The 24,997-nt window shown below is 64.1% G+C and carries 25 protein-coding genes; 21 read left to right on the top strand and 4 right to left on the bottom strand.

All coding sequences use genetic code 11. The annotated features are described in order from the left end of the window. The first annotated feature begins 48 nt into the window (after window positions 1-48). The gene (locus QRN42_RS14310) at window positions 49-744 is read left to right on the top strand and encodes an SDR family oxidoreductase (RefSeq protein WP_284979822.1); all 696 of its coding nucleotides are present in this window, start codon (window positions 49-51) and stop codon (window positions 742-744) included. Here QRN42_RS14310 and QRN42_RS14305 read toward each other — a convergent pair. Then, window positions 713-1,924 (bottom strand): glycosyltransferase family 9 protein, encoded by a 1,212-nt coding sequence (locus QRN42_RS14305; protein WP_284979821.1) that lies wholly within the window; start codon window positions 1,922-1,924, stop codon window positions 713-715. The genes QRN42_RS14310 and QRN42_RS14305 overlap by 32 nt on opposite strands. Before the next feature lie 123 nt (window positions 1,925-2,047). On the opposite strand from QRN42_RS14305, the gene rfaE2 reads away from it, so the two are divergent. Continuing rightward, window positions 2,048-3,667 carry a D-glycero-beta-D-manno-heptose 1-phosphate adenylyltransferase gene (rfaE2, locus tag QRN42_RS14300; RefSeq protein ID WP_284979820.1) on the top strand — a complete coding sequence of 540 codons (1,620 nt, stop codon included), beginning with the start codon at window positions 2,048-2,050 and terminating at the stop codon, window positions 3,665-3,667. 11 nt (window positions 3,668-3,678) lie between these two features. Further along, window positions 3,679-4,713 (top strand): NAD-dependent epimerase/dehydratase family protein, encoded by a 1,035-nt coding sequence (locus QRN42_RS14295; protein ID WP_284979819.1) that lies wholly within the window; start codon window positions 3,679-3,681, stop codon window positions 4,711-4,713. A 15-nt stretch (window positions 4,714-4,728) separates the two neighbouring features. Here the strand turns inward: QRN42_RS14295 and QRN42_RS14290 are convergent, their stop codons facing one another. Then, window positions 4,729-5,811: an FUSC family protein gene (locus tag QRN42_RS14290; RefSeq protein ID WP_350224885.1), complete on the bottom strand. Its 1,083-nt coding sequence runs from the start codon at window positions 5,809-5,811 to the stop codon at window positions 4,729-4,731. Window positions 5,812-6,016: 205 nt separating this feature from the next. On the opposite strand from QRN42_RS14290, the gene QRN42_RS14285 reads away from it, so the two are divergent. The 3 genes from QRN42_RS14285 to QRN42_RS14275 are packed head-to-tail and all read left to right on the top strand — an operon-like array spanning window position 6,017 to window position 7,895. Continuing rightward, complete coding sequence (locus QRN42_RS14285) at window positions 6,017-6,871, top strand: hypothetical protein (RefSeq protein ID WP_284979818.1); 855 nt, start codon at window positions 6,017-6,019, stop codon at window positions 6,869-6,871. Beyond that, window positions 6,868-7,302, top strand: coding sequence for a phage holin family protein (locus QRN42_RS14280; RefSeq protein WP_284979817.1), 435 nt, complete (start codon window positions 6,868-6,870; stop codon window positions 7,300-7,302). Before QRN42_RS14285 ends, QRN42_RS14280 begins: the two co-directional genes overlap by 4 nt. Beyond that, window positions 7,299-7,895, top strand: coding sequence for a DUF3618 domain-containing protein (locus QRN42_RS14275; protein ID WP_284979816.1), 597 nt, complete (start codon window positions 7,299-7,301; stop codon window positions 7,893-7,895). Before QRN42_RS14280 ends, QRN42_RS14275 begins: the two co-directional genes overlap by 4 nt. A 136-nt stretch (window positions 7,896-8,031) precedes the next feature. On the opposite strand, the gene QRN42_RS14270 is transcribed toward QRN42_RS14275, so the two are convergent. Together QRN42_RS14270 and QRN42_RS14265 are read right to left on the bottom strand one after the other, a co-directional pair. Beyond that, window positions 8,032-8,631 carry a hypothetical protein gene (locus QRN42_RS14270; protein WP_284979815.1) on the bottom strand — a complete coding sequence of 200 codons (600 nt, stop codon included), beginning with the start codon at window positions 8,629-8,631 and terminating at the stop codon, window positions 8,032-8,034. Window positions 8,632-8,804: 173 nt separating this feature from the next. After that, window positions 8,805-9,293, bottom strand: a complete 489-nt coding sequence (locus QRN42_RS14265) for an inorganic diphosphatase (protein ID WP_284976682.1) — start codon at window positions 9,291-9,293, stop codon at window positions 8,805-8,807. A 204-nt stretch (window positions 9,294-9,497) separates the two neighbouring features. Between QRN42_RS14265 and dacB the strand changes: the two genes are divergently transcribed. From dacB to QRN42_RS14190, 15 genes are all read left to right on the top strand, one after another. Beyond that, window positions 9,498-10,946 (top strand): D-alanyl-D-alanine carboxypeptidase/D-alanyl-D-alanine endopeptidase, encoded by a 1,449-nt coding sequence (gene dacB, locus QRN42_RS14260; RefSeq protein ID WP_284979814.1) that lies wholly within the window; start codon window positions 9,498-9,500, stop codon window positions 10,944-10,946. A gap of 59 nt (window positions 10,947-11,005) precedes the next feature. Continuing rightward, window positions 11,006-12,142: an Rv3626c family coenzyme F420 biosynthesis-associated protein gene (locus QRN42_RS14255; protein WP_284979813.1), complete on the top strand. Its 1,137-nt coding sequence runs from the start codon at window positions 11,006-11,008 to the stop codon at window positions 12,140-12,142. 128 nt (window positions 12,143-12,270) lie between these two features. After that, window positions 12,271-13,317 (top strand): tRNA lysidine(34) synthetase TilS, encoded by a 1,047-nt coding sequence (gene tilS, locus QRN42_RS14250; RefSeq protein ID WP_350224886.1) that lies wholly within the window; start codon window positions 12,271-12,273, stop codon window positions 13,315-13,317. A gap of 31 nt (window positions 13,318-13,348) precedes the next feature. Further along, window positions 13,349-13,900 carry a hypoxanthine phosphoribosyltransferase gene (gene hpt, locus QRN42_RS14245; protein WP_284976685.1) on the top strand — a complete coding sequence of 184 codons (552 nt, stop codon included), beginning with the start codon at window positions 13,349-13,351 and terminating at the stop codon, window positions 13,898-13,900. Between the two features lie 253 nt (window positions 13,901-14,153). Further along, the gene (gene ftsH, locus QRN42_RS14240; RefSeq protein WP_284979811.1) at window positions 14,154-16,223 is read left to right on the top strand and encodes an ATP-dependent zinc metalloprotease FtsH; all 2,070 of its coding nucleotides are present in this window, start codon (window positions 14,154-14,156) and stop codon (window positions 16,221-16,223) included. Between the two features lie 9 nt (window positions 16,224-16,232). Beyond that, window positions 16,233-16,865 (top strand): GTP cyclohydrolase I FolE, encoded by a 633-nt coding sequence (gene folE, locus QRN42_RS14235; RefSeq protein WP_284979809.1) that lies wholly within the window; start codon window positions 16,233-16,235, stop codon window positions 16,863-16,865. Between the two features lie 4 nt (window positions 16,866-16,869). After that, window positions 16,870-17,775 carry a dihydropteroate synthase gene (folP, locus tag QRN42_RS14230; RefSeq protein WP_284979808.1) on the top strand — a complete coding sequence of 302 codons (906 nt, stop codon included), beginning with the start codon at window positions 16,870-16,872 and terminating at the stop codon, window positions 17,773-17,775. 13 nt (window positions 17,776-17,788) lie between these two features. After that, the gene (folB, locus tag QRN42_RS14225) at window positions 17,789-18,151 is read left to right on the top strand and encodes a dihydroneopterin aldolase (RefSeq protein WP_284979806.1); all 363 of its coding nucleotides are present in this window, start codon (window positions 17,789-17,791) and stop codon (window positions 18,149-18,151) included. Then, complete coding sequence (gene folK, locus QRN42_RS14220; RefSeq protein WP_284979804.1) at window positions 18,148-18,687, top strand: 2-amino-4-hydroxy-6-hydroxymethyldihydropteridine diphosphokinase; 540 nt, start codon at window positions 18,148-18,150, stop codon at window positions 18,685-18,687. Before folB ends, folK begins: the two co-directional genes overlap by 4 nt. A 2-nt stretch (window positions 18,688-18,689) precedes the next feature. Continuing rightward, the gene (locus QRN42_RS14215; RefSeq protein WP_284979803.1) at window positions 18,690-19,211 is read left to right on the top strand and encodes a DUF3180 domain-containing protein; all 522 of its coding nucleotides are present in this window, start codon (window positions 18,690-18,692) and stop codon (window positions 19,209-19,211) included. Beyond that, window positions 19,192-19,704, top strand: coding sequence for a PH domain-containing protein (locus QRN42_RS14210; RefSeq protein WP_284979802.1), 513 nt, complete (start codon window positions 19,192-19,194; stop codon window positions 19,702-19,704). Before QRN42_RS14215 ends, QRN42_RS14210 begins: the two co-directional genes overlap by 20 nt. Further along, entirely contained in the window at window positions 19,701-21,203 is a 1,503-nt protein-coding gene (locus QRN42_RS14205; RefSeq protein ID WP_284979801.1) for a PH domain-containing protein, read from the top strand. Before QRN42_RS14210 ends, QRN42_RS14205 begins: the two co-directional genes overlap by 4 nt. Then, window positions 21,196-22,104 (top strand): Rossmann-like and DUF2520 domain-containing protein, encoded by a 909-nt coding sequence (locus QRN42_RS14200; protein WP_284979800.1) that lies wholly within the window; start codon window positions 21,196-21,198, stop codon window positions 22,102-22,104. Before QRN42_RS14205 ends, QRN42_RS14200 begins: the two co-directional genes overlap by 8 nt. Window positions 22,105-22,107: 3 nt before the next feature. After that, window positions 22,108-23,010 carry a pantoate--beta-alanine ligase gene (panC, locus tag QRN42_RS14195; protein ID WP_284979799.1) on the top strand — a complete coding sequence of 301 codons (903 nt, stop codon included), beginning with the start codon at window positions 22,108-22,110 and terminating at the stop codon, window positions 23,008-23,010. 101 nt (window positions 23,011-23,111) lie between these two features. Then, window positions 23,112-24,626 carry an MDR family MFS transporter gene (locus tag QRN42_RS14190; protein ID WP_284979798.1) on the top strand — a complete coding sequence of 505 codons (1,515 nt, stop codon included), beginning with the start codon at window positions 23,112-23,114 and terminating at the stop codon, window positions 24,624-24,626. Window positions 24,627-24,997: the final 371 nt, after the last annotated feature.

Below are 24,997 nucleotides of genomic sequence, written 5' to 3'. Positions count from 1 at the left end.
TACGTTCGACCCAAGGAACGCCTTGTTCGACCCAACGAAAGGAACCGCATGAACACGCAAACACCTGGCCGCGTCATTGTGACCGGAGGCGGGTCTGGTCTTGGAGCTGCCATTGTTGAGGCAATCCGCGACGCCGGCGGCACGCCGTTCGTCTTCGACCGCGACATCAGCAACGTCTCGGGCGCAAAGGCACTCGAAGTTGACGTATCCAACCGCGAAGCGGTGGAAGCTGCAGTGAAAGAGGCCGCAGACAGCTTGGGCGGCTTGGATGGCGTTGTGACCGCTGCGGGCATTGATCGCTGCGGCAAGCTCGGCGACGTCCCGGCCGAGGAATGGGAAAAGGTGATCGGAGTGAACCTCCTTGGCACCGTTTCCACAGTCCGGGCCGCCCTGCCTTATCTGAAGGGTTCTCGCGGCCGCGCCATCACCATCGCATCGACCCTGGGCTTGCGGGCCCTCCCCGATGCCACGGCCTACTGCGCCTCCAAGTTTGGCGTCATAGGCTTCAGCCGTGCGCTCGCGGCGGAGACCGGGGGAGTCATCGGCGTCACCACGATCATCCCCGGCGGCATGAAGACGCACTTCTTCGACGACCGCGATGAGCAGTACAAACCGCAGGACGATTCAAAGCTCAACGACCCCGCCAACGTTGCGCAGGCTGTGCTGTTCGCCCTCTCACAGCCCTTCGGCAGTGAGGTCCGCGAACTCCTGATCACCCCCGCAGAAGAAGGCTCGTGGCCGTAAGGTCCAGCACGTCCTGAACAACGTCGGCCACGGCGATGCCCTCAATGAGGGTCTCGTCGTGGCCGCAGTGCGGAGCCGTCCAACCCACCTGGGTGACGTCGGCGCCGCAGCGAGGGCACCTGGTGACCCAGGACATGTGGACGCGGTGCAGGGCCCGCCCCCGAGGCGCCGCGTTGAACGCGTTGCCCACCCAGTAGATCCCCACCGTTGGCGTGCCGAGGGCCTGGGCCAAGTGCCGGGGGCCGCTGTCACTGGCCAGCATCACCGTGGCCGATTCCAAGAGTGCGGCCAGCTCGCCGATTTCCAGTTCACCTGCGACCGAGCGAACGGCAGGCGAACGAACGGCAACCGAACGAACGGCAACCGGGGCGACGGCGCTTTCCCCGACCAACTGCCGTGCGGCCACCTCGGCAACCTCCTGGGCCAGTGCCTTCTCGGAGTGGTCGCCCACGATGAGTACCTGGGCACCTGCCCGGGCGACGCCCGCCGCGGCGTCCGCAAAGTACGACGCCGGCCAGCGCCTCCGCGGATCGGTGGCGCCCGGATGGACCACCACCAAGGAGCCGTACCGGTGATCACGCAAGCCCGCTATGGACTCCCTATGTTCCTTCCGGGCGCGCAGGGGCGGTGCAATCATCGCGGGTGCTCCGGCCAGGCCCGCCACTTCCAGCCAGCGGTCCGGCTCGTTCTGGTAATAGATGTAATCCAGGTTCCGCTCCAGCCGCTCCGCATCGGGGGTCCGCGTGCCCACGGTGTGCCGCGCACCGATCTGCCGCAGGAACGGGTTGGAGAAACGGCCGCCGCCGTGCATTTGGAGGGCTATGTCGAACTCCCTGACGCGCATGGCCGCGAAGAACGCCGCCAGCGCGGCGAGATCCTCGGCGTCGTCGTCGAACCGTTCACCGTTCCGGGGGCCGTCGTGGACGCCGCGCGCCGCTGGCAACAGTTCGACGTCGTCAACGGGACCCTCCGTCGCGGCCACCACAGCCGCGTGGATGGGTGTGCCGAGGAGCGTCACGGTGGCGTCCGGGTAGGCATCCCTTAAGGCGTACAGCGCTGGATAGGTGAAGATGAGATCCCCTAGGCCACCACCGCGCAGCACGGCAATCCGTTTCACATCGGCGAACTTTTCCAAGACAGGACCGATGCCCAAGGCCTGCTTTTCCTGCCCGTTGCCCATAGGTGCTCCTTTTCGCTGTCGGTGGTGGCGCGGACGGCGGAAAGTCCCCGGCCCGGCGTGTGAAGCGCGTGCCGTTGGGTACCTGACGGGAACAGGAACATGCCGCCAAACGGAAGGTACCCCATGGCACGCCTCTCCAATCAAGAAGGCTTGGCCGACTGGTTGCCAGGTCGCTTGGCCGAGGAACGGCCCATCGTCACGGTGATCGGTGACTCCATCCTTGACGGGTGGTGGGACGGGACCATCGAACGGTTCTGCCGGGAAGCCCCGGCTCCCGTGGTGCAGGTCCAACGCCGTGACTTCGCGCCCGGCGGTGCGGCCAACACGGCCATGAACCTCGCGGCGATGGGAGCCGATGTCAGGTTCGTGTCGCTCGTCGGTGAGGATTCTGCGGGCCTGCAGCTGCTAGAAAGGCTTGAAGCGGCGGGCATCGACGTCTCCCACGTGGTCTCCCATCCGGACATGACAACCACCACCAAATTCCGGGTCAGCAGCGGCGGCCAAGTGATGTTGCGCCTTGATGATGCTGCCAACGGGCTTCCCGGCGACGGTCTTGAGGTGTTGGCGGCCTTCATTCCGGAAGCCGTTGATGGAGCCACTGCGGTGGTGCTGTGCGACTACGGAGCCGGTGCTTTGGACGGGCCGGTGCGGGACGCGCTTCTTGAACACCTTGGACCGGAAACCGGATCCGATTCGTCTGCTTCGAGGAACATGCTGGTGGTCGTGGACGCGCACAACCCTGGGCAGTGGGCTGAGTTGCAACCGGACATCGCCACACCCAACGCCCAGGAAGCGTCCCGGCTGCTCGGCGTCGAACTGCCAGGCGGTGCAGCCCGGTGCCCCTTCATTGAAGCCCACACGGACCAACTCCTTCGAGCCTCTGGTGCGGACGCCGTCGTCGTTACCCTGGACCGTGAGGGGACGCTGACGATGCGCACGCCTACCGGCCCGAGCCACGGAACAACCGGGCGAGGAACAACCGGGCAAGGAACAGCCGGGACGCCCGTCGACTGGACGCCCGTCCACAGGACGCCCGTGCACAGGACATGGGCCCGGCCGCAGGCGGAGAAGCAGGCATCAGGTGCGGGAGATACGTTCGTGGCGGCGCTGACATTGGCGCGGGCCGCCGGCCTGCCGCTGACCACCAGCGTGGACTTCGCCCAGGCGGCCGCGGATGTGGTGGTCCACCGGCCCGGTACCTCGGTCTGCACCACCGATGAACTGACACGCCACCTCAGCGGATTCGCGGACACGGCGTTGTCTGCCGCCGAGTTGGCGCAGCAGGTGGACGAGCACCGCCGCCAGGGCAAACGCATTGTGCTGACCAACGGCTGCTTCGATGTGCTGCACCGCGGACACACCCGGTACCTCAACCAGGCCAAGCAGTTGGGTGACGTCCTGGTGGTTGCCTTGAACAGTGATTCATCGGTCCGGCAACTCAAAGGCCCGGACCGTCCGGTCAACCACGAGGCCGATCGCGCCGCAGTGATTGCCGCCCTGAGTTGCGTGGACCACGTCACCGTCTTTGACACGCCCACGCCCATACCGCTGATCGAGTTGCTTCGACCCGATGTCTACGCCAAGGGCGGCGACTACACGCCCGAGATGCTTGCCGAGTCCGCTGCCGTGGAAAGTTATGGCGGCACCGTGAGCATCCTGGATTACGTGCCCGAGCACTCCACCACAGCGGTGCTTGAACGTATCCGCTCTACCGGAGACGGCGGAGACAGCCCGCGCAATTGAGGAAGGACGCCATGCGTATTGTCATCACCGGTGCCACCGGACATGTGGGGACAGAGTTGTTGAAGCGGCTGCATCGGGCCCGCACCGAGGAAGGCGCGGATCTGGACCTCGTTGGAGTGGTCCGGCGCCACCCCGACCAGGACTCGGAACCGTACAACGACGTCGACTGGCGGACGCTGGATGTCGGATCGCGCGAGGATCAACCCGCGTTGGCCTCGGCTATGGCCAACGCCGACGCCGTGGTGCACCTTGCCTGGCTCATCCAGCCGAACCATGACCGCCAGGCACTCCGTCAAACCAACGTAGCCGGGACGGCACACGTGCTGGCTGCAGCCCGGAGGGCCGGAGTAGGGCACGTGGTTTGCGCGTCCTCCGTGGGCGCATATTCGCCGGCTCCCAAAGACCAGCGGACCAGTGAGGACTGGCCCGCAGCAGGCATCCCGGGATCACATTACAGCGCGGATAAGGCTGCGCAGGAGAAGCTCTTGGACACCTTCGCCGAGGACAATCCGGACGTTGTGGTGTCCCGCCTCAGGCCCGCCCTGACATTCAGCGCAGGAGCCGGCAGCGAGGTTGGCCGCTACTTCCTGGGCCGGCACTTGCCGCGGTTCTTTCCGCGCAAGCCCTGGCTCCCGTTGCTGCCGGTGCCCAAGGAGCTGGTGTTCCAAGCGGTGCACGCGGCGGACGTCGCCGATGCCTACTGGCGCGTACTCGATCGACGTGCCGGAGGTGCGTTCAATATCGCGGCGGAGCCGGTCATTGATCCCAACGCGTTGGGTTGGCTCCTCGGGGCAGGACGGGTGGTGCGTTTACCGCTTTCGCTGCTTCGCGGCGTCGTCCACGTCAGTTGGCGGCTGCATGCCCAAGCGACAGACGCCGGCTGGGTGGACATGGCAGCGAACGCGCCGGTTATGGACACCTCACGGGCCAACAGTGTCTTGGGCTGGTCGCCAAGGCATTCATCACTGGAGTCCTTTGCCGAGATGATGGATGGGCTGGGCGCAGGGAAGGGCAGGCAGGCCTCGCCTCCGCTCCAACCCCGCTAGGCCAACCCCGCTGGTTCACTCAGACGAGAGGACCACGGTGAGGATCCGGCGGAGGCTCATGGCTACGGACGCCGCGGCAACCACCGGTGCTTGTCCGGCGGCGGCGTCAGCAACGGCGTCGTTCAATGCCGCGATGCTTTCCTTTGCCTCCGCCAACCGATCCTCAAGTTGGCCGGGGTCACCTTCGCGCCAGTGGTCGATGACGGCAGCCGCCGCCTCCAAGGCTTGGGAAAGATGGGCCAGCACAGCGTTCGGAATGGCGGTGCCGGCATCCTTTTCCCAAATGGCGCTGGCCAAGACGTCGGTAGTGTCCTGGACGTGGAAGGTGAGCCGTTCCAACGTCTGCAGGCCTGCCAGGTCGCCGGGAAGGCGTGTTGCCCGACGTCGGGATCTGGGGTTCGCTTTGGTGCTTAACTCAGCTTGGTGCACCGCAGTCCGCACGGCGGCGGCTGTACGTGAAAGTTCGTCGCTGCGGCTGGCCCAGGCTTCATGGTTGGGTGGCCACGATTCTTCCATGGCCCGGGCCATGTCCTTGAGCTGCCGCGACAGGGCAGCTTTGTGGCCGGCGATGGCGGGGTCGATGGCGTCCAAATGCAGCGGAGGAAATAGCAGCCAGTTCACCGCGAAGCCGCAAGCGACCCCCATCGCCATCTGGAGGACGTAGGCGTAGGAGAAGCCTTCAGCGTTGGAACCACCCAAAACCAGCACGAAAAGCGCCGCCATGGGAATCCAATCGGAAGCCGATCCCAACCGGGGCAGGCCGCCGATAAGAACCCCCAGTCCCACCACCAAGGCCACCGAAAAGGTCGAGGGTCCCGTGAGTGAGGTGACCAGGAAGGCCATGCCGATGCCAAGGCTCAGCCCAAGAAGGCTCTGCAGCCCATGCCGGGCAGAATCTGCCACCGTGTGGTGCATGCTGACCAGCGCGCCTAATGGCGCGTAATAGGGGTAGGCAGCCGCGGGTCCTGGCATGAAGGGCGCAAGCCACCACGCCAAGCCGGCAGCGAGTGCCGTCTTGACTGCGAAGAGTAGCCGGTGGCGGGTGATGCTTTTTCGAAGCGCGGGGATCAGCCGACGCCTGGCGGGCAAGAGGCTCATCAATTCAACGTTCGCAGGTATGGGCCACAGTGTCGAGCCGGAGCAGCGATGCGTGGCGGACGCCATCCGCCAATAGCTCGATTTAAACAGTGAGGAATTTGGTGCGATTAGAACTGCGACAACCGGGTACACACCCATTGATAGTAACGATCCTTACTATCCCGGCTGCTGTCCGCAGCCTGCCAACTGTGGAAAGAGAGCGACAATGACTGAGAGCCAATCGCCGCAGGACGGAAGCTTCGCGGCGCCATCAACCGGTGCCCATGCAGGCACCGAGCCTTTCACCGGAAGCTACCTGGACTCGCCGGACGTCGAATTTGAGACTGCTGGAACCGCCGATACCGGTTCTGCAAGTTCCGGTACCGTCGACGCTGCCAAGCAAGAAGCCGCAGGAGTGGCTGGGGCCGTGGGCGACGCCGCGAGCGGAGTTGTCGGCACCGCAAAGTCGGAAGCCGGCAACGTGGCCCACGAGGTCAAGGTAAACGCCCGTCAGCTGCTGACGCAGACCAAGGGTGAACTGGCCGACCAAGCCCAGGCCCAGCAGCAGCGTGTTGCTGAGGGTCTTCGGTCCATCTCCGATGAACTGAAGAACATGGCCAATTCCAGCGAGAACGGTGGCGTTGCCACGGACCTCGTCCAGCAGGCGGCCCAGCGTTCCTCCTCCGTTGCCCAGTGGCTTGAAGGCCGGGACCCGGGTTCATTGGTGGAAGAACTCAAGGGATTCGCACGCCGCAAGCCCGGCGCGTTCCTCATGATCGCTGCAGGCGCAGGCATCCTTGCCGGCCGACTCGGCAGGGGCATGGCTGACAACTCACCGATGGGTGGAGGGTCTGCAAGCGGCACGGCAGATGTGACCGCAGAGACTCCCCGCGCCGTCTACTACCCGGCAGCAGGCGGAGCCGTGACTCCTCCGGCCGTGGACCTGCCCGGCCCGGCCACCACCACTGCCGGATACGGTTCGGCCACCACCACCGGATACGACGCCGGAACCACCGGCGGTTACGAGGGTGCTACCACGCCACTTGATCCGGACGATCCCCAGTACGGAGGTCTTCGATGAGCAGTCCCGCCGATCTGCCCCCCACTACTGCCGCCCACGTGAAGGCAGAAACCGTACCTCTTGGTGAGCTGCTCAGCGACGTGACGCGCGATATCTCCACCTTGATGCGCCAGGAAGTGGAACTGGCCAAGGTGGAAATCAAGGATTCGGCCACCAAGGCCGGCAAGGGCGCAGGAATGCTGGCCGGAGCAGCATGGGCCGGCCACCTCGCCGTCGTTTTCCTGTCCATCGCCCTTTGGTGGGCACTTGGCCAGCTCATTGGCCTCGGATGGTCCGCAGTTGTTGTGGCGGTCATCTGGGCAATCGTTGCTGCAGTTCTGGCCTCCAAGGGCCGCAAGGAACTGAACGCCATCAAGGGCTTGCCCCGGACGGCAGAGACAGTCAAGGAAATACCTCCAACCTTCAAACCGAATACTGAGGAGACACGATGACGCAGAACCCCGAAGCACTGCGCGCCGATATCGAAGAAACGCGCCGGCGGCTCAGTACAAATGTTGACGCCGTGGCCGATAAGGTCACCCCGTCCCACATCGTCAACCGCAGGGTGGACAAGATCAAGACGGCCGTATTCGGCGCCCGGGACGATGTCCAGGATGCTGCCGGGAACGCTGCAGGCCGGGCCGGCGACGTTGTTTCCGGCGTCGCGAGCAACGTGTCCGGTGCTGTTTCGGATCTTGGTGACGCACCGCAGGTGATCACCCGCAAAGCGCAGGGCAGCCCGATCGCTGCAGGCCTCATTGCTTTCGGCGCAGGCCTCCTTGTCTCGGCGCTCTTCCCGCCGTCGGAGAAGGAGCGCGAGGCAGCCCAGGCACTGAAGGATGCGGCCCAGCCGTTGACTGAGGAAATCAGCCACGCCGCGCAGGAAGTGGCCGAACACCTGAAGGAACCTGCCCAGGACGCCATGCAGAACGTCAAGGACAGTGCCACCGAGGCAGCCTCCAACGTCAAGGACGAGGGGCAGTCCGCAGCAGCTGACGTCCAGGGCCGCGCCTACGAGGCCAAGGACAACATCAGCAACCAGTAGCCTGATCGCTCACCCAGTTGAGTCGCAGCAGAGGCCGTTATGAGCACTCATAACGGCCTCTGCTGCGTCTTGGTCGGGTTTTCAAGCGAACTGGGTTTTGTCAGCGAACTGGGTTTCTGCACCGCGCGGCGTGGTGTCAGCGCACTTCGAGGATCTGGTGCAGCAGCCGGGCGGCTGCCGGCCTGGCCGCGTGTTCCTCGGCCCATTGCGCCCGGGCCACCGCTTTGCTGACAGCCTGGGTGGTGATCCCCAGTTCCTGGGCCACGGCTTTTTGCTGGCCGCGGACACCGGGGGTCAGCAGGTCCAACACGCGCCATTCGGCCGGGCTGCGGTGCAGGACGATGTGTCCAAGGAGGCGCAACACGGCTTCTGCCTCCGCGGCCAATGTGGCGACTGGGCCCTCAACGGCAACGGGAATCCGGTCCTTGCCGTAGCGGAGCCGGTCCACCGCCCGCCTGGCGTAGACCAGCCCATGGCCGGAGGCGTCCGTCACCACATTGGGCAACGGTTCGTTGACCGGGCCCACTCCGATCCCTACGTACCAGCGTCCGGACCTCAAGGCGATGAGGGCAGCCTCCACGGCCTCATGCGCGGACTCAACAATCCCTTGGACTTCATCGTGCACCGAACGGTCAAAGTCGAGCCGCGCAGGAATGTGCCGCAGGTCCTTAAGGAGCCGCGGCACCAAGTCGCCATCGTGGCGGCTATCCCGTTGGTTGATGGTCAAAGTGAACATAGGGATCCCCATGCTACCGGCTGGTAGCCGCACGGCAAGGGATCAACAAAAAAGTACGACGGCGGCCGGTAAAGTTCCCAAGGAACCGCACCGGCCGTCGTCGTACTGTTACGCCACAGACCTGTTGGTTACAGCGTTAGTGGCTGTATTAGTGGCCTTCGCTAGTGGCTGTATTAGTGGCCTTCGGTCGAGAATCGCTTGATGGATGCCTCGAGCTCGGCTTCGGCAGCGGCGCGATCGCCCCAGCCCTCGGCCTTGACCCACTTGCCCGGCTCCAGGTCCTTGTAGCGCGTAAAGAAGTGCTCGATTTCCTTGATCAGGAATTCGCTGACGTCGCTGATTTCCTGGATGTGGTCAAAGCGGGCATCCACGGGAACGCACAGGACCTTGGCATCTCCGCCGCCGTCGTCCGTCATGTTGAAGACGCCGATCGGGCGGGACTCAACGATCACGCCCGGGTGCAGGTCGAAGTCCTGCAGGAGCACCAGTGCGTCCAGCGGATCGCCGTCCTCGCCCAACGTGTTCTCGAAGAAACCGTAGTGCGTGGGGTACTGCATGGAGGTGAACAGGACGCGGTCCAGGCGGACACGGCCGGTTTCGTGGTCAACTTCGTACTTGACGCGCGATCCCTTGGGGATCTCGATGGTCACGTCGTGCTTCATGGAATGCTCCTTGACGGGGGTGGTGGGGCGTTACTCCCCCAAGTGGCCGCCACAGGTGACGGTGCTCGGGTAGGCTGCTCAGCCCCAGGGCTGGCGGCAGGCGAAAATGGAGCCGGGGCCGCCGACTACTATTGAGGATATAGGGAGAGGCCCGGTTTCTTGAACCGGCGGGGAAATTCAGGACTGACAGGACCACACAACTGCATGGACGGGGTCAAAGACCGGGCTGCCCGGAACAGGGTTTCGGTGGCCTTGGAGCACCTGAAATGGCCGTTCCTCCTGGCTGCCGTTCTCGTTGTGGTCAGCGCAATGGTGGTCGCCGGAATGGTGCCCTCCCTCCTCACCGCACCAAAGCCCGCCCTCGCCGCGCCCTCGTGGCAGGTCCCGCCAGCGCAGCTCTCGCAGCCAAGCGGTGTACTGCCTTTGGACAAGAATGCGCCCCTACCCGTCCCGGCCCAGGTGTCCAGGCTCCTGGACGGCCCGCTGAAGCCTGACGGTGCCGGATCAATGACCGGTGTGGTCCTCGATGCCTCCACCGGCCAGGTCCTCTTCGACCGGGACGCAAATTCCAACCGGATTCCCGCGTCGAACATGAAACTGCTGACCGCCGTCTCAGCGCTGAAGGCCCTGGGCCCAGAGACGCGGTTCACCACCCGGGTAGTCGCCGGGTCCACCCCCTCAACGGTTGTCCTCACGGGAGGAGGGGATGTGCTTCTCGGTGCAGGAGCATCCGTCCCCACCGCTGTGATGGGCCACGCCGGCCTGTCTTCGCTGGCGTCGGACACGGCCGCGGCGTTGGCCAAGGCCGGGGTCAAGGGCCCCATCACCGTGCAAGTGGACGATTCCCTATTCACCGGGGCCCCGCTCAATCCCGCATGGAGCCTGGACGACGTTGCCGCCGGGGAGACCGCCCCCCTGTTCCCGCTCGCCATGAACTCCGGACGCTACGCACCGGACAGCACCACCGGTCCGCGGCCCCAGGATTCCGCCCTCACTACCGCGCAGGCGTTCGCCACACAGTTGGCGGCCGCAGGCGTGGCCGTGAACCCCGGCGTCGTGCGTGGGAAAGGCGTCCCCGCCAAAGTGCTGGCCACTGTCCAGTCAGCCACCGTGGGCGAACAGGTGGACCTCATGCTGGAGACCTCCGATAACTTCCTCGCGGAGGACATGGGCCGGATGACGGCGCTGGCATCGGGCAGGAAAGCAACGTACGACGACGCCACTGCGGCCGTGCGGCAGAGGCTGGGGGAGTTGGGCATCGCCACGGATTCGATGCAGTTGGCCGACGTGTCCGGCCTCGCGTTGGATAACCAAGTCAGCACCCGCCAGTTCGCCGAAGTAGTCCGGGCCATCACCAGCGGGCCCGAAACCGCTTTGCGGGCGGCGCTCGACGGGTTCCCGGTGGCTGGCCTGACGGGCACCCTCGATAACAGGTACGCGGCGGACGGCACCGCTGCCGGCGCCGGGTTGGTACGGGCTAAAACGGGCACACTGAATACAGTGATCGCCCTGAGCGGCTATGTGGTGGATGCTGACGGCCGGCTCCTCGTTTTCTCCTTTATCGGCAACGGCCTCGATCCGGGTGCGGCAGGAAACAAGGTCGCAATGGACCGAGCCGCCACTGTCCTGGCTTCCTGTGGTTGCCGCGGCTAAAAGCTGCGCGCGGAGCGAACATTGGGCCGCCTGCCAGCCTCGTGTGTTCTGATGGACCCATGGTGTCTTCTGCCCGCGATTCGTCAGCAGGGGCCCCGTCCCTGATCAATTGGGACCTGGCCGCCTCCACGGCTGCGCGCCTTGCCCCCTCCGGCCCGGAGCTGAGTGCCTCGGACATTGGCAAGGCGGTGGAAAATCTGCGCTTCAACGCAGATATTTCCGTCCCGCACGTCCATGACATCACCGGGCTCCAGGCCGCACGGGACCTCCGTGATTCGCACGTTCTGGTGGTGGACAGGGCTTCCTGGTCCAAGGCGAACACCCAGAGTTTTGCCGTCATGCTGCAGCCCGTGCTCGAGAAGATGCGGACCAGCCGCAGCGGCGTCGCCATGACTCCGGCCGCCGCCAGTGCCAGCGGTGCCATTACCGGCACCCAACTGGGGGCTGTCCTTGCCTTCCTTTCCAGCAAGGTACTGGGCCAATATGACCCCTTCGCGGCTCTTGCCCCCGAATCCAAGGTGCCCGCCGGCGGCAGGCTCCTACTTGTTGCGCCGAACATCATCTCCGTGGAGCGGGAACTCAACGTGGACCCGGACGATTTCCGGCTCTGGGTTTGCCTCCACGAGCAAACCCACCGAGTGCAGTTCGCGGCCGCGCCGTGGCTCCGGCACCACATGCTGGAGCAGATCGAGCAGCTCAGCGGCAACTTGCTGGGCAACATGGATTCCTTGGTGGAGCGCGCCGGCGCCGTGGCCAGGTCCCTCCGCGAACGCACCCCGGGGGGCAGCGGCCCGGGAGAGAACGCAAGCGGCCGCGGAGGCATTTTGGAGTTCCTGCAGAGCCCGGAAGAAAAGGCCTCGCTGTCCCACATCACGGCCGTGATGAGCCTCCTGGAAGGCCACGCCAACGTTGTCATGGACGCAGTGGATTCCAGCATCATTCCCTCGGTAAGGACCATCCGCCAGCGCTTCAACGAACGTGGCAAGGACCGGGGCGTGGTGGAGAAGTTCATCCGCAACGTCCTCGGCCTCGATGCCAAGATGCGCCAGTACACGGACGGCGCCAAGTTTGTTCGCGGGGTTGTGTCAGTGGCCGGTATGGACGGATTCAACAGGGTCTGGGAAGGCGCCCAAAACCTACCCACTGAAGAAGAGATCCACGACTCCAAGCTCTGGCTCGAGCGGATGGGGCTTTGAGCGTTCCTTTCGAGGACTCCGCCGCGAGGTCGGGAACGCTCGGGTCACCGGGAACGCTGGGGTCACCGGGGAAAGGTCGACGGCGCCCCGGCCGTTTGGCTCCTGTGCTCGGGAAAGCCCGCAAACAGCTGCAAACCGCCCTCGCGTCGGCCGGCTACCCCGAGCATGTGCTTGTAGCCTGCAGCGGCGGCCCTGATTCTTTGGCGCTCGCAGCAGTCGCCGCCTACTTCGCCCGGCGGGGCCACGTGGACGGCCACCCGGTGACAGTGACCGGCGTCGTGGTTGATCACCAGCTGCAAGCGGGATCGGCGGAGGTCGCTGCACATACCGCGGCCGTTCTGCGCGAACTCGGTCTTGCGCCCGTGGAAGTACGAACCGTGCACGTAGCTGCCACGGGATTCGGGCCCGAGGCCGCAGCGCGGGACGCCCGTCACGCGGCATTGGAAGCAGCTGCTGATGAGCTCGGCTGCGAGGCGATCCTGTTAGGCCACACCCTCGATGACCAAGCGGAACAAGTGTTGCTCGGCCTGGCACGGGGTTCGGGAACACGTTCGCTGGCCGGCATGCGGCCGGCGCGTGGCCGCCTGATCCGCCCGTTCCTCGGACTGTGCCGCAACGAAACGCTTGAAATCTGCGCGGTGGAGGACCTGGACCCGTGGCATGACCCGAGCAATTCCGATCCTGCGTACGCCAGGTCCCGCACCCGCGTGGAGGTGATGCCTGTCCTTGAGGAGAAGCTCGGCCCAGGTGTGGCGGAGTCCTTGGCCCGCACGGCGTCAATCCTCCAGCAGGATGCTGATTTCCTCGAGGCACTGGCCAAGGAGACCTATCTCTCACTGGTGCATCGGGCGGCCGGGGAAGTGTGGCTGCCTGAGGACGCCGTCCGTGAACTCGCCCCAGCGTTGCGGTTCCGCGTGATCGCCCAAGCGGCGTCCGACGTCGGCGGTCAGCAACCCGGGTACGGGCGCCTCCAAGCGGCCGAAGCGCTACTCCGCCGGCAAGGATCCGCCGGGCCCGTGGAGCTGCCGGGCCACGTCAGGGTCTATCGACTGTCCCTGAGCGATCTGGAACAGGAACCCCCGCCCTCCCAGGGTGCTTCGGCCCAAGCCGGTCCCCGCGAAGCCGCGCGCTGTGGGAAGCTAGTATTCCGGCATCAGAAACCGTCCCAACAGTAGCCGCACCCGAGCATCAAAACAGGAGCCATTGGTGGATTCAAACGACGTCCAGGCAGATCTCAAGCACGTTCTTTACACCAAAGAGCAGATCCAAACCCGCATCGCGGAGCTGGCAGCGCAAATCGACAAAGACTACGAAGGCCGTGACATCCTCCTCGTGGGCGTGCTCAAGGGTGCAGTCATGGTCATGGCTGACTTGGCACGCGCGCTGCACAGCCACGTCAGCATGGACTGGATGGCGGTCTCCTCCTACGGATCGGGCACCCAGTCTTCGGGCGTTGTCCGGATCCTGAAGGACCTCGACACGGACCTCATGGGCAAGGACGTCCTGATCGTTGAGGACATCATCGACTCCGGGCTGACGCTCTCATGGCTCAAGTCCAACCTTGAATCCCGCGGCACGGCCAGTGTGGAAATCTGCACTGCTTTCCGTAAGCCGACGGCCGCCAAAGTGGAGATCGACGTGAAGTACGTCGGTTATGACATCCCCAACGAATTCGTGGTGGGTTACGGCCTCGACTACGCCGAGAAGTACCGCAACTTGGACTTCGTGGGCACCCTGGCACCGCACGTTTACGAGTAGAAACCCACTTCAGCCGCCGCGCCTCTCGCCCCACGTCTATCCGTAATATCGGATGCGCGGGACGATGTAGGTGCGGCTTTGCTGTTCCGGCGGTGGCCCCGGAGTTGCCGGTGTACGCCCAGAGGGAACTTTTGCACTATCCGGTGCGTGAGTCACTGGGAACGGTGTATAGCTTGAAACAAGCAGCACCACTCGTGCGCAGAAGTTGCGCCTAGCAGCACTACCAGGAGGGACGGGGCATGCCCCCGATCAGATGAAAGCTAAGAGTTTCTTCAAGGGCCCGGGCATCTGGATCGTCGTCGTCGTTGGCTTGCTCCTGGTGGCATTCGCGACGCTCGCGCCGGGCGGATCCACCCGGATCGATACCAAGGACGGCCTGGACCTCCTCGCCCAAAACGGCAAGGTGGAGCAGGCAAAGATTTACGACGCCGAGAACCGCGTTGATCTGGTCCTCAAGGACAACTTGAACCTGGACGGTCAGGACAAGGGTAAGAACGTCCAGTTCTTCTACGTCACCGACCGCGGTACGGATGTGGTCAAGGCTGTCACCAACGCCAACCCGTCCAAGGGTTTCACTGACCAGCCCGTGGAGAACAACTGGTTCTCCGGGTTGTTCTCGCTGCTTATCCCGGTGCTGCTGCTTGGAGTTCTGTTCTGGTTCCTGCTGTCCCGTATGCAGGGCGGTGGTTCCAAGGTGATGCAGTTCGGCAAGTCCAAGGCCAAGATGGTCAACAAGGACATGCCGCAGGTGACGTTCGCTGACGTTGCCGGTGCTGAAGAGGCCGTGGAGGAGCTCCAGGAAATCAAGGAATTCCTGGCTGAACCGGCGAAGTTCCAGGCCGTGGGCGCCAAGATCCCCAAAGGCGTGCTGTTGTACGGGCCGCCAGGTACCGGTAAAACGCTGCTGGCCCGCGCTGTTGCCGGCGAGGCCGGCGTTCCCTTCTTCTCCATCTCCGGCTCGGACTTCGTGGAAATGTTCGTCGGTGTGGGTGCTTCCCGCGTCCGTGACCTCTTCGAACAGGCCAAGGCCAATTCCCCGGCCATCATCTTCGTGGATGAGATCGACGCCGTCGGCCGTCACCGTGGTGCCGGTATCGGCGGTGGCAATGACGAGCGCGAGCAGACGCTGAACCAGCTCCTGGTGGAGATGGACGGGTTCGACGTCAAGACCAACGTCATCCTCATCGCGGCCACAAACCGTCCGGATGTCCTTGACCCGGCCTTGCTGCGCCCTGGCCGTTTCGACCGCCAGATCACGGTGGAAGCTCCTGACATGATCGGCCGCGAGCAGATCCTCAACGTGCACGCTAAGGGCAAGCCGATGGCTCCCGGCATCGACCTGCGCGCTGTTGCCAAGAAGACCCCCGGCTACACGGGTGCTGACCTGGCCAACGTCCTCAACGAGGCCGCGCTTCTGACAGCCCGTTCCAACGCCAACCTGATTGACGACCGCGCATTGGATGAGGCAATCGACCGCGTCATGGCCGGCCCGCAGAAGCGCAGCCGCGTCATGAAGGAACTTGAGCGCAAAATTACCGCGTACCACGAAGGTGGCCACGCATTGGTTGCTGCGGCGTTGCGTAACTCCGCTCCGGTTACAAAGATCACCATCCTGCCGCGTGGGCGTGCCCTTGGCTACACCATGGTGATTCCTGAGGACGACAAGTACTCGGTGACCCGCAACGAACTCCTCGACCAGATGGCGTACGCCATGGGCGGGCGCGTAGCGGAGGAAATCGTGTTCCACGATCCTTCCACGGGTGCCTCGAATGACATTGAAAAGGCCACGTCCACGGCCCGGAAGATGGTCACACAGTACGGTATGAGCGAGCGCGTCGGTGCCGTGAAACTCGGCCAGGGCGGGGGCGAGCCGTTCCTGGGCCGCGATGCCGCCCAGGAGCGGAATTTCTCGGACCAGATCGCCTACGTGGTGGATGAGGAAGTGCGGCGCCTGATCGATCAGGCCCACGATGAGGCTTACGCCATCCTGACGGAAAACCGCGATGTCCTTGACCGCCTCGCTCTTGAACTGCTGGAACGCGAAACACTCAACCAGGCCGAGATCGCGGAGATTTTCCACGACATCCGGAAGCGCGATTTCCGCGAGATCTGGTTGTCCAAGGAGTCGCGTCCCGTTCAGTCCATTCCCCCTGTGGAGAGCCGTGCCGAGCGCGCTGCCCGCGAAGCCCAGGAGGAAGCCAAGAAGGCCCGCTTGGACGAGCCCTTGGATGTTGTTGCTCCGCACGCGCAGGGCGTCAGCAGCCAGGACTCCTTCGAGGCACCGCAGCCCGACGCCGGCAACGACTCCCCGCTTCACGGCTAAGCTTCTGCTGTGACTCATTTCGACGACGACGACCTCGCCGCCGCCCACGGTTCCGCCGTGGGCTCCCATTCGGGGTACAAGGTGGACCGCCCGCGCATTGAAGCGGCTGTCCGCGAAATTTTGCTGGCCATAGGTGAGGACCCTGATCGCGGCGGCCTCCAAGACACGCCAAAGCGGGTCGCCAAAGCGTACGCCGAGGTTTTCGCAGGGCTGCATCAGCACCCTGCGGATGTCCTTTCCACCACGTTCGACCTCGACCACGAAGAGCTTGTCCTCGTGAAAGACATCCCCTTCTATTCCACGTGCGAGCACCACTTGGTGCCGTTCCACGGAGTGGCACATGTCGGTTATATTCCGTCACATGACGGCAAAGTGACCGGACTGAGCAAGCTTGCACGGCTGGTGGATATTTATGCCCGCCGCCCGCAGGTGCAGGAACGGCTCACCACGCAGATCGTCGAGGCGCTGGTAAAGCACCTCAATCCGCGGGGAGCCATTGTCGTCGTCGAATGCGAACACATGTGCATGTCCATGCGCGGGATCCGCAAGCCTGGCGCCAAGACCGTCACCAGCGCGGTGCGCGGTCAACTCCATGACCCGGCCACCCGCGCCGAGGCCATGAGCCTCATACTCGGAAGGTAAGCAAATGGATTCCCTCGCTGCAGCACCCGGAACCGGCCCGGCCACAAACCCCCTGCCGATTCTTCGCAAGCCGCGCCCGGCGGCCAGGTTCCAGGACCTGCCGAAGGACCGCACGCTCGTCATGGGAATCCTGAACGTCACCCCCGATTCATTCAGTGATGGCGGCAGCCACCGCACCCCGGACTCAGCCATCGCGCTGGGTTTGCGGATGTTCTACGCGGGAGCCGACATCATCGACGTCGGAGGTGAGTCCACCCGATCCGGCGCTGAGCCGGTTTCGCCCGAGGAAGAGCAGCGGCGCGTCCTGCCCGTCATTGCTGCCCTGGTGAAGGCCGGTGCCTTGGTTTCCATTGACACCATGCACACAGCCACTGCGGCTGCTGCCGTCGAGGCCGGTGCGGCAATCATCAACGACGTGTCCGGCCTGACCATGGAACCGGATATGCCGGAACTTGTGGCACGCACCAAGGTCCCTTACATCCTGACCCATCGTCGTGGCGATGCCGTGACCATGGATGGCTTGGCCGAGTACGGAAACGTGGCTGACGACGTCGTGGCGGAACTGCGTGGTGTCCGGGACAAGCTGTATGCCGCTGGCGTCGCTCCCGAACAGATCATCGTTGATCCCGGCCTGGGCTTCGCCAAGAACGAGGACCATAACTGGGAAATCCTCGCCAACCTTGACCGGTTCTTCACGCTGGGCCACCCGGTTGTTGTGGCAGCATCCCGCAAGCGCTTCCTAGGTTCGCTCCTCACGGTCGCCGGCAAGTCCGCCGCGCCCCTTGAGCGCGATGCGGCGACGGCGGCGATCACGGCGTTGAGCGCCGCCAAGGGCGTGTGGGCCGTCCGGGTTCACGACGTCGGCCCAAGCCTTGACGCCGTCAAAGTCGCCGCTCGCGTAGCCCGCTGATTGGGAGGCTGCTGTGGACAGGATCACCCTGACCGGTGTCACCGCCGTGGGACACCATGGAGTGTTTGATTTCGAGCGACGTGACGGACAGCCGTTCGTCGTCGACGCCGTACTGTCCATGGACTTCGCCGAGGCTGCTGAAACCGACGATCTTCAGTACACGGCCCATTACGGCGAAGTCGCTGAGTTGATCACCAAGCACATTGAGGGCGAACCCCTGAACCTCATCGAGGGGTTGGCTGTGCGGATCGCTGACGGGATTCTGGCTAACTACCCGATGGTGGCGGCCGTGGACGTAACTGTCCACAAACCCAAGGCCCCTATCGAAGTGCCATTTGGTGATGTCACCGTGAGTGTCCACCGGGGGCGCTCATGACCTCTCCCTACACCAAAGCCATCCTGGCCCTCGGCAGCAACCTGGGGGAACGCAACGACACTTTGTCCACGGCTGTCGCCGATCTTGTGGACCCGCCAGAGGTCCGTCTCCTGGGAGTTTCCCCGGTGGTGCAGACGAAGCCCGTGGGCGGTCCCGAGGGACAGCCGGACTTCCTGAACATGGTCATGGCCATTGAAACCTTGTTAACGCCGCATGAGTTGCTGAAGCACTGCCACGCAGTTGAACAGAAGCATCACCGGACCCGTGAGGTTCGCTGGGGACCCAGGACCCTGGACGTTGACATCATCGTTTTTGGTGACGTGGTGAGCGAGGACCCTGTGCTCACGCTGCCGCATCCACGCGCCGCTGTGCGGGCTTTCGTCCTGTACCCGTGGTCCCTGTTGGAACCCCATGCGGAATTGAACGGCCGCAGCGTTGCCGAACTGGCCGCCGTCGCCGATGACATGCCGGATATCCGCCGCTTCGATGGCTTCGGTGACATCGCCGGCATCCCAGCAGCGGGGGCGGTGGAGTAGCGATGAAAGCTATGCGCCCTGTGGTGTTGGTGGTCATGGTCGTCATCGCCGCCGTCATTGGTTGGTTGGCCAGCACCAGCACCGTCCGTTTCAGCATGCCCACTCCCGTGCTCCCAGTCTCCGCCTTGGTCACCATGGGTGTGATCGCCGGGCTCACGCTGGTCATGGGCATCCGCGTCCTGCGTTGGCGGAACGGGAAGAAGAAGCACATGCTGAACCCGATCCTTGCTGCGCGTACGTTGATTTTGGCCCAAGCCTGTGCTTACGCGGGCACCCTGCTGTTTGGTTGGCATGCCGGCATTTCCCTGGACCTCTTGGGAGTGGGGAGCCTGCGCAGCGACCAGGGCATTCTTGCCAACGCCCTCCTGACGGGCGGTGGCGGTGTGGTGATGATCATTGTTGGCGTGGTGGTTGAACGTTTCTGCCGCATCCCTCCGGAGGACTTTGAGGGCGGTACGCCGGGGCCGGACACCCGAAGGGGCGAAGCCAAGGGTGAAGGCGAGTATGCGTACCGCGGCGATTGACCCGCCCGGCGTCCAGTGGCTGAAGGTCTCACCTAAGTACGTCACAGTGCGCTTGGTTGAATGGGCCGTCGGCACCCTGTTGCTGGTTGCCGTCCTGGCCCTCCCCTTGGTCTTTGTGCAGTTTGCCGGGTGGCAGTGGCCGCCGTTGTGGCTTGCCATCGCCGTACCCGGGTTGGTGCTCATCGTGGCCTTGTGGCGGTTGGTGCTGATTCCGCGGCAAGTCCGAGCCATCGGCTATGCCGAGCGTGACGATGACCTCCTCATCCGTCGCGGCATCTTCTTCCAGCGCACCTTGGTGGTCCCGTATGGCCGGATGCAATACGTGGACGTTGCCGTAGGCCCGGTTGAACGCGCCTTGGGGCTTTGCACTGTGAAACTCCATACCGCTGCTGCCGGTACCCACGCGCATCTACCTGGGCTCCCGACGGCGGAGGGCGCCCGGCTGCGCGAGCAGTTATCGGCCCGTGGAGAAGCCAGGCTGGCCGGACTGTGAGTTTGAAGGGTAGCCAGGCTGCGGGTTCGGCAGTGCACACGGTCGACGCCGGTTGGCACCGCGTCCATCCCGCGTCGCCGTTCGTTCGTGGTTGGGTGGGGCTGGTCGCCGTCGTATATTTCTTTGGCCGCGACGCTTTCGAGCGGATGCTGCAGGGCCGGAGTCTCGTGGACCCGCATTTCAACGCCCGGGTGCCGTGGCTCCTGGCCGGTGGCGGCGCGGTGCTGCTACTCGCAGTCGGCGGGTTCCTCCTGAGTTGGTATTTTTACCGCTATCAGGTGGCCGAGGGGTACGTTCGGGTCAATACCGGCTTCCTCTTCAAACAACAGCGGCAGGCCCGCCTGGACCGGGTCCAGGCGATAGATATCGTGCAGCCGCTCTTGCCGCGCATCCTGGGTCTCGCCGAACTCAAGTTCGATGTTGCCGACGCCGGACGGTCGGCGGTGCGCCTTTCCTACCTACCCCTGGAGCAGGCCAAGCAACTGCGCGCAACCATTCTTGCCCGCGCGGCCGGAGTTGCGGGTGTGGATGGCGTCGCTCCCGTGGCACCTGAACAGCTTGTGGTGTCAGTACCGCCGTCGCGCCTTTTGGGTTCCCTGCTGCTCAGTGAGCACACTGTGGCTATCGTCCTCGGGGCGGCAGCGTCCGTGGCATTGTCCGTGTACACGGATAATGACGCGATCCTGCTGGCCGTGATCCCGGCTTTCTTGGGCATCGGCGCTGCGTATTGGGGTTCGTTCAATAAGGGATACAACTTCAGTGCAGCGATCTCCCCGGACGGCATCCGCTTCCGGTACGGGTTGTTGGATACCCGGGTCCAGACGTTGCCACCCGGAAGGATCCAAGCCGTCAAGGTGACGCAGCCGCCCATCTGGAGGATCTTCGGATGGTATCGGATCCATGTCAACGTAGCCGGTTACGGGGGAGGCGAACGGCACGAGCATGCGGCCCGCACCACGCTGTTGCCTGTGGGGAGGAAGGCTGAGGTCATGCGCATGCTGTCGCTCGTGTTGCCCGACCCCGGGGTTGATCAGCCCGAACGGGTGTTTTCCGCGGGCCTTGAGGGGTTGGCTCCGCGCGGCCAGACAGGACCTCTGGACGGCTTTGTCACCACTCCTCGGCGAGCCTGGTTGTTGGCTCCGTTGGGTTGGCGACGCAACGGGTTCCTGTCCACCAGGACCGCGTTACTGCTCAGGTCCGGCCGTTGGTGGCATGCCCTCGTCATCGTCCCGCACCAGCGGACCCAATCCATGACCCTGCAGCAAGGACCCTTGGCCCGCTTGTTTGGCGTCGCCGATCTTGTCCTGCACACCACTGCGGGCCCTGTTTCGCCGCGACTATTCCAGGCCGGCGTCGAGCAGGCCGTGGAACTCTTCGACCAGCAGGCTGCCAGCGCGCGTGAGGCCCGGCAGCACGAATCCAGGGAGCAGTTGCCGGCGCAACCCCCAATAAGCATCCAGCAGAAATCAATCCAAGAGGAGGCACACCACCATGGCTAGGCCTGGTCGACTCGGAGTAGGCATCATTGGCGCGGGCAAGGTAGGTGCCGTCCTCGGTGCTGCCCTGCGCGCGGCCGAACACGCCGTCGTCGGAGTTTCCGCAGTATCCGAGGCCAGCCGGGAGCGTGCCGAAACCCTCCTGCCAGGTGTTCCCATCCTGGAGATCCAGGAAATCGTGGAACGTTCGGAACTGGTGTTGTTGGCTGTCCCCGATGATTCCTTAGGCGAGCTGGTCAGCGGGTTGGCCGCTCTGGGCGCTTGGCAACCGGGGCAGCTGGTGGCGCACACGTCGGGGCGCTTCGGCGTGGGAATCCTCAATCCCGTGCGCGGGGCCGGTGCGATTCCGTTGGCGCTGCACCCCGCAATGACGTTCACGGGGATGAGCCTTGACCTGACCCGGCTGATGGACTGCACGTTCGGCGTCACGGCCGATGCCGCGATGTTGCCGATCGCCCAAGCCCTGGTTGTGGAAATGGGAGCGGAACCGGTAGCGATCGCGGAGGCCGACCGAACCCTTTACCATGCAGCCTTGGCGCACAGCTCAAACCACATGGTCACCCTGGTTGCGCAAGCATCGCAGCTGCTGCGGGAGATCGGCGTCGACGCCCCTGAGTCCATGTTGGGTCCACTGCTGCGCGCCACGCTGGAGAACGCCCTCGCCTCGGGCGAAGCGGCCTTGACGGGACCCGTCGCGCGCGGCGATGTGGGTACCGTTTCAGCGCACGCGCAGGCGCTGCGGGAATACGACGGCGGTGCCGGCGGCGATATCTTGGCCGCATACCAAGCCATGGCCCGTGCGACTGCCCGCAGGGCTGGAAACCGTGGGCTCCTGCGCCCGGAACAACTCACCGAGATAGGCGAGGCGTTGGAGGCCGAACCCGACGCCCCGAAAGGAAACTGAACCATGCCCATCAAACTCGTTACTACCGCCGCTGAATTGCGTTCCGAGAGTGCGCGGCTACTGGGAGCCAAGCGGGGCAGCTCACAAGGGTTGATTCCCACCATGGGCGCCCTGCATTCAGGTCACGCCGCCCTTGCCCGTACGGCCGTGGCCCAGAACGACGTCGTGGTGGCCACCATCTTTGTGAACCCCTTGCAGTTCGGGGATGCCGTCGACCTTGACCGGTATCCGCGGACCCTCGAGGCAGATATGGCTTTGCTGGACGCGGAAGGCGTGGATCTGGTCTTTGCGCCGTCCGTTGATGAGATGTATCCCGGTGGCCAGCCGTTGGTCCGGGTCACCTCCGGCTCCCTCGGCGAGAAATGGGAAGGCGCCTCCCGGCCCGGCCACTTTGACGGTGCGCTGACCGTCGTCGCCAAGCTGCTGCATCTCGGGCTTCCAGGCGGTGTGGCTTTTGACGGTTCAACGCCGGCCTACCGCGCCTACTTCGGCCAGAAGGACGCCCAGCAATTGGCCCTCGTGAAACGCATGGTTGCCGACCTCAATTTCCCTGTCGAGGTTGTCCCTGTCCCGACTGTCCGCAGTGAAGACGGCCTGGCCCTTTCCAGTCGCAACCGTTTCCTGTCCGACGTCGAGCGTGACGCCGCACTGGTGTTGTCGCGGGCTTTGCGCCTGCTCGAAGCGCGGGCAAATGCACACGAACCGCTCGACGTCGAGTCCGCCGTCGAGCTTGTCCGCTCCCAGCCGCTGGTGGAACTGGACTATTTCGACGTCGTCGATCCCCTGACGCTGGAACCTCTCGCCGAGAACTGCCGGGAGACGCCGTTCCGCGGCGAAGGGCTCGCCATCATTGCCGCCAAGGTGGGTCCTGTGCGCCTGATAGACAACGCACCACTGGATTCCTAACGTTTGGGTTTCCTACTGACGGGAATGTAGCTGACGTTTAGACTGTTCCTGTCTTTACCGGCAACGATCGCCGGACACCCACATCAACTTCAGGGACCCTCATGTCTACCGACGTCACTTCCGACGCCAACGGCGATGCCGTTTCCGGCGCTGCCAGTTCAACAACGGCAGCCGTTCCATCCAGGCCCGAGACTTCCGCTGACGCAGCGCGGCAGGCTCCCGCGTCAGGAACGACGTCGGACAAGATGTCACGTGAGTCCGTGACGGTCATTGTCACGTTGTTGGTGGCCACGTTCGTGGTGATCCTGAACGAGACCATCATGAACGTCGCGCTCCAGCGGCTGATGACCGATCTGCAAGTGACTCCGTCTACGGTGCAGTGGTTGGCAACCGGCTTCATGTTGACCATGGCCGTGGTCATTCCCACCACGGGTTTCATCCTGCAGCGAATGACCACCCGCGGTGCTTTCATGCTTGCGATGGGCCTCTTCAGCGGTGGAACGCTGCTGGCTGCCCTGGCTCCGGGCTTCCTGGTGCTGCTCCTTGCCCGAATCGTCCAAGCCGGTGGCACCGCCATTATGCTGCCGTTGTTGATGACCACCATCCTGACCTTGGTTCCTATGTCCAAGCGGGGTGCAGTCATGGGTAACGTGAGTATCGCTATCTCTGTGGCTCCCGCCATGGGGCCCACAGTCTCCGGCATCATCCTGGACCACTTTTCTTGGCGTTTCATGTTCGTCTTCGTGTTGCCGGTAGCGTTGGCCGCTTTCGCCATTGGTGCCAAGTACCTCACCAACGTGGGGGAGCGCGGCAAGACCACCTTGGACGTTACCTCTGTGATACTCACCGTTCCGGCCTTTGGTGGGCTGGTCTACGGCCTGAGCCAGATTGGTGGCGCCAACGCCGGAACCGTTCCGGTTGTGGCCTTGGTAGTCGGGGTCCTTTGTTTGGCGTTGTTTGTTTTCCGGCAGCTGAGGCTCCAGAAGTCGGACGCGCCGCTGTTGGATCTTCGCGCCTTTAAGTTCCGCATGTTCACAGTGTCAACGCTGCTGATGGTGGTTGCCATGATGGCCCTCTTCGGAGGCGTCATCCTGCTGCCCCTCTACCTGCAAAACACCCTGCACTTGCAGCCGATGGAGACCGGATTGGCGCTGTTGCCGGGCGGCCTGGCCATGGGGTTGCTGGGCCCGGTCATCGGACGGATTTTCGACAAGGTGGGTCCGTTGCCCCTGACCGTGTCCGGATCCGTGTTGATGGCGCTGACGCTGTGGCAGTTCTCCCGGCTGAATGAGTCGAGCGCCCTTGCTTGGGTCATCGTGCTGCACGTTGCGCTGAGCTTCGGCTTGGCTCTGCTCTTCACCCCAGCCTTCACCACCGGGCTCAACCCCCTCCCGCCGCACCTGTACTCACATGGTTCGGCGATCATCAGCACCGCCCAGCAGGTTTCGGGTGCAGCGGGAACCGCGCTCCTGGTGTCCATCTACGCTGCGGTGTCCGCGAGCTCCGGTTTGGTGGCCGGCATGCAAGCAGCCTTCCTGGCTGCAACTATCGTTGCCCTTGCAGCCGTGGTGCTTGGGGCCATGATGCGCAAGACGGAAGGAACCGGCGGTCACTGACGCTCCTGGTGCTTGCCCTCCCACCTGCCGCGGAGCTTTCGGCATGTGATGGGCTTCACTGGAAAACGTCACGGGATATTTGGCTGTTTTGAACCCCGCATTGGCCTGTTTGGCGTGTCTTTACGGGGATTTCCAAGGTGTTCACGTGGATTTGGTTTGGCGGTGGGGCGCGTGTAAAGTAATTCGAGTCGCCGCCGCTGATGCGGAAATATGGCGGCCAAACTCCCTTCAAATTATTAATTTAGTTAGCGCCTTTTGTGTGCTTCTGATTGGTAGGGGAGGCCCGGGATCTGGTTTGCTTCGTGCGGTGGATTCGGGTAAGTTTGGAAAGTTGCTCCGGAGCGATCCTGGACCCTGTTGGGGTGTGGGTG

Source organism: Arthrobacter sp. fls2-241-R2A-200 (assembly GCF_030209745.1).
In the GTDB taxonomy this organism is placed as follows: domain Bacteria; phylum Actinomycetota; class Actinomycetes; order Actinomycetales; family Micrococcaceae; genus Arthrobacter.
The sequence above is the reverse complement of the archived record's forward strand: the minus strand, read 5'-3'. Positions and strand labels throughout refer to the sequence as shown.

Coding starts and splice junctions, on each gene's coding strand:
- folK (WP_284979804.1), top strand. CDS start 18,148: ATGACCTCTCCCTACACCAAAGCCATCCTGGCCCTCGGCAGCAACCTG.
- QRN42_RS14290 (WP_350224885.1), bottom strand. CDS start 5,811: ATGAGCCTCTTGCCCGCCAGGCGTCGGCTGATCCCCGCGCTTCGAAAA.
- QRN42_RS14275 (WP_284979816.1), top strand. CDS start 7,299: ATGACGCAGAACCCCGAAGCACTGCGCGCCGATATCGAAGAAACGCGC.
- QRN42_RS14280 (WP_284979817.1), top strand. CDS start 6,868: ATGAGCAGTCCCGCCGATCTGCCCCCCACTACTGCCGCCCACGTGAAG.
- QRN42_RS14285 (WP_284979818.1), top strand. CDS start 6,017: ATGACTGAGAGCCAATCGCCGCAGGACGGAAGCTTCGCGGCGCCATCA.
- QRN42_RS14210 (WP_284979802.1), top strand. CDS start 19,192: ATGCGTACCGCGGCGATTGACCCGCCCGGCGTCCAGTGGCTGAAGGTC.
- dacB (WP_284979814.1), top strand. CDS start 9,498: ATGGACGGGGTCAAAGACCGGGCTGCCCGGAACAGGGTTTCGGTGGCC.
- QRN42_RS14215 (WP_284979803.1), top strand. CDS start 18,690: ATGAAAGCTATGCGCCCTGTGGTGTTGGTGGTCATGGTCGTCATCGCC.
- folP (WP_284979808.1), top strand. CDS start 16,870: ATGGATTCCCTCGCTGCAGCACCCGGAACCGGCCCGGCCACAAACCCC.
- ftsH (WP_284979811.1), top strand. CDS start 14,154: ATGAAAGCTAAGAGTTTCTTCAAGGGCCCGGGCATCTGGATCGTCGTC.
- QRN42_RS14310 (WP_284979822.1), top strand. CDS start 49: ATGAACACGCAAACACCTGGCCGCGTCATTGTGACCGGAGGCGGGTCT.
- QRN42_RS14305 (WP_284979821.1), bottom strand. CDS start 1,924: ATGGGCAACGGGCAGGAAAAGCAGGCCTTGGGCATCGGTCCTGTCTTG.
- panC (WP_284979799.1), top strand. CDS start 22,108: ATGCCCATCAAACTCGTTACTACCGCCGCTGAATTGCGTTCCGAGAGT.
- QRN42_RS14200 (WP_284979800.1), top strand. CDS start 21,196: ATGGCTAGGCCTGGTCGACTCGGAGTAGGCATCATTGGCGCGGGCAAG.
- QRN42_RS14255 (WP_284979813.1), top strand. CDS start 11,006: ATGGTGTCTTCTGCCCGCGATTCGTCAGCAGGGGCCCCGTCCCTGATC.
- QRN42_RS14295 (WP_284979819.1), top strand. CDS start 3,679: ATGCGTATTGTCATCACCGGTGCCACCGGACATGTGGGGACAGAGTTG.
- QRN42_RS14190 (WP_284979798.1), top strand. CDS start 23,112: ATGTCTACCGACGTCACTTCCGACGCCAACGGCGATGCCGTTTCCGGC.
- rfaE2 (WP_284979820.1), top strand. CDS start 2,048: ATGGCACGCCTCTCCAATCAAGAAGGCTTGGCCGACTGGTTGCCAGGT.
- QRN42_RS14270 (WP_284979815.1), bottom strand. CDS start 8,631: ATGTTCACTTTGACCATCAACCAACGGGATAGCCGCCACGATGGCGAC.
- QRN42_RS14265 (WP_284976682.1), bottom strand. CDS start 9,293: ATGAAGCACGACGTGACCATCGAGATCCCCAAGGGATCGCGCGTCAAG.